Origin of the sequence: Streptomyces aurantiacus JA 4570, from assembly GCF_000414115.1 — a bacterium.
GTDB lineage: Bacteria > Actinomycetota > Actinomycetes > Streptomycetales > Streptomycetaceae > Streptomyces > Streptomyces aurantiacus_A.
The window spans coordinates 1-3,206 of record NZ_AOPZ01000080.1 but is presented as its reverse complement, the minus strand read 5'-3'; the positions used below and the strand labels follow the sequence as shown (position 1 = coordinate 3,206).

The following is a 3,206-nucleotide window of genomic DNA, read 5'->3' as shown; positions in this document are numbered from 1 at the left end:
GGGTGGTTGGTCGTTGTTTGAGAACTGCACAGTGGACGCGAGCATCTGTGGCCAAGTTTTTAAGGGCGCACGGTGGATGCCTTGGCACCAGGAACCGATGAAGGACGTGGGAGGCCACGATAGTCCCCGGGGAGTCGTCAACCAGGCTTTGATCCGGGGGTTTCCGAATGGGGAAACCCGGCAGTCGTCATGGGCTGTCACCCGCTGCTGAACACATAGGCAGTGTGGAGGGAACGCGGGGAAGTGAAACATCTCAGTACCCGCAGGAAGAGAAAACAACCGTGATTCCGGGAGTAGTGGCGAGCGAAACTGGATGAGGCCAAACCGTATGCGTGTGAGACCCGGCAGGGGTTGCGTATACGGGGTTGTGGGATCTCACTTTCATGATCTGCCGGTCATGAGGCGAGTCAGAAACCGTTGATGTAGGCGAAGGACATGCGAAAGGTCCGGCGTAGAGGGTAAGACCCCCGTAGTCGAAACATCAGCGGCTTGCTTGTGAGACACCCAAGTAGCACGGGGCCCGAGAAATCCCGTGTGAATCTGGCGGGACCACCCGTTAAGCCTAAATATTCCCTGGTGACCGATAGCGGATAGTACCGTGAGGGAATGGTGAAAAGTACCGCGGGAGCGGAGTGAAATAGTACCTGAAACCGTGTGCCTACAAGCCGTGGGAGCGTCGCGTTGCATGCTTGCATGCAACGTCGTGACTGCGTGCCTTTTGAAGAATGAGCCTGCGAGTTTGCGGTGTGTTGCGAGGTTAACCCGTGTGGGGAAGCCGTAGCGAAAGCGAGTCCGAATAGGGCGATATAGTAGCGCGCTCAAGACCCGAAGCGGAGTGATCTAGCCATGGGCAGGCTGAAGCGCGGGTAAGACCGTGTGGAGGGCCGAACCCACCAGGGTTGAAAACCTGGGGGATGACCTGTGGTTAGGGGTGAAAGGCCAATCAAACTCCGTGATAGCTGGTTCTCCCCGAAATGCATTTAGGTGCAGCGTCGTGTGTTTCTTGCCGGAGGTAGAGCACTGGATAGGCGATGGGCCCTACCGGGTTACTGACCTTAGCCAAACTCCGAATGCCGGTAAGTGAGAGCGCGGCAGTGAGACTGTGGGGGATAAGCTCCATGGTCGAGAGGGAAACAGCCCAGAGCATCGACTAAGGCCCCTAAGCGTACGCTAAGTGGGAAAGGATGTGGAGTCGCAGAGACAACCAGGAGGTTGGCTTAGAAGCAGCCACCCTTGAAAGAGTGCGTAATAGCTCACTGGTCTAGTGATTCCGCGCCGACAATGTAGCGGGGCTCAAGCGTACCGCCGAAGTCGTGTCATTGCGATATATACCCCCAACGGGTGATCGTGATGGGTAGGGGAGCGTCGTGTGCCGGGTGAAGCTGCCGCGTAAGCGAGTGGTGGACGGTTCACGAGTGAGAATGCAGGCATGAGTAGCGATACATACGTGAGAAACGTGTGCGCCGATTGACTAAGGGTTCCTGGGTCAAGCTGATCTGCCCAGGGTAAGTCGGGACCTAAGGCGAGGCCGACAGGCGTAGTCGATGGATAACCGGTTGATATTCCGGTACCCGCTGTGAAGCGTCAAACATCGAATCCAGTGATGCTAAGGCCGTGAAGCCGTTCCGGACCCTTCGGGGAATGGAAAGTGGTGGAGCCGCCGGTCCAAGTTGGTAGTAGGTGAGTGATGGGGTGACGCAGGAAGGTAGTCCAGCCCGGGCGGTGGTTGTCCCGGGGTAAGGGTGTAGGGCGCTGTCCAGGTAAATCCGGACAGCTTGTGCCTGAGACCTGATGCCGAGCCGATTGTGGTGAAGTGGATGATCCTATGCTGTCGAGAAAAGCCTCTAGCGAGTTTCATGGCGGCCCGTACCCTAAACCGACTCAGGTGGTCAGGTAGAGAATACCGAGGCGTTCGGGTGAACTATGGTTAAGGAACTCGGCAAAATGCCCCCGTAACTTCGGGAGAAGGGGGGCCACACCTGGTGATGATCTTTACGGTCTGAGCTGGGGGTGGCCGCAGAGACCAGCGAGAAGCGACTGTTTACTAAAAACACAGGTCCGTGCGAAGCCGTAAGGCGATGTATACGGACTGACGCCTGCCCGGTGCTGGAACGTTAAGGGGACCGGTTAGTCACTCTTCGGGGTGGCGAAGCTGAGAACTTAAGCGCCAGTAAACGGCGGTGGTAACTATAACCATCCTAAGGTAGCGAAATTCCTTGTCGGGTAAGTTCCGACCTGCACGAATGGCGTAACGACTTCTCGACTGTCTCAACCATAGGCCCGGTGAAATTGCACTACGAGTAAAGATGCTCGTTTCGCGCAGCAGGACGGAAAGACCCCGGGACCTTTACTACAGTTTGATATTGGTGTTCGGTTCGGCTTGTGTAGGATAGCTGGGAGACTGTGAAGCATGCACGCCAGTGTGTGTGGAGTCGTCGTTGAAATACCAGTCTGGTCGTGCTGGATGTCTAACCTGGGTCCGTGATCCGGATCAGGGACAGTGTCTGATGGGTAGTTTAACTGGGGCGGTTGCCTCCCAAAGGGTAACGGAGGCGCCCAAAGGTTCCCTCAGCCTGGTTGGTAATCAGGTGTTGAGTGTAAGTGCACAAGGGAGCTTGACTGTGAGACTGACGGGTCGAGCAGGGACGAAAGTCGGGACTAGTGATCCGGCGGTGGCTTGTGGAAGCGCCGTCGCTCAACGGATAAAAGGTACCCCGGGGATAACAGGCTGATCTTCCCCAAGAGTCCATATCGACGGGATGGTTTGGCACCTCGATGTCGGCTCGTCGCATCCTGGGGCTGGAGTCGGTCCCAAGGGTTGGGCTGTTCGCCCATTAAAGCGGTACGCGAGCTGGGTTTAGAACGTCGTGAGACAGTTCGGTCCCTATCCGCTGTGCGCGTAGGAGTCTTGAGAAGGGCTGTCCCTAGTACGAGAGGACCGGGACGGACGAACCTCTGGTGTGCCAGTTGTCCTGCCAAGGGCATGGCTGGTTGGCTACGTTCGGAAAGGATAACCGCTGAAAGCATCTAAGCGGGAAGCCTGCTTCGAGATGAGGACTCCCACCCCCATGAGGGGTTAAGGCTCCCAGTAGACGACTGGGTTGATAGGCCAGATATGGAAGGCGGGTAACCGCTGGAGTTGACTGGTACTAATAGGCCGAGGGCTTGTCCTCAGTTGCTCGCGTCCACTGTGTTGGTTCTGAAAC

1 rRNA gene is annotated in these 3,206 nt (G+C 56.8%); it reads left to right on the top strand.

Features of this window, described 5'->3' with window-relative positions:
* Positions 1-49: 49 nt before the first annotated feature.
* A 23S ribosomal RNA gene (locus STRAU_RS11365) occupies positions 50-3,173 on the top strand.
* Positions 3,174-3,206 lie beyond the last annotated feature (33 nt).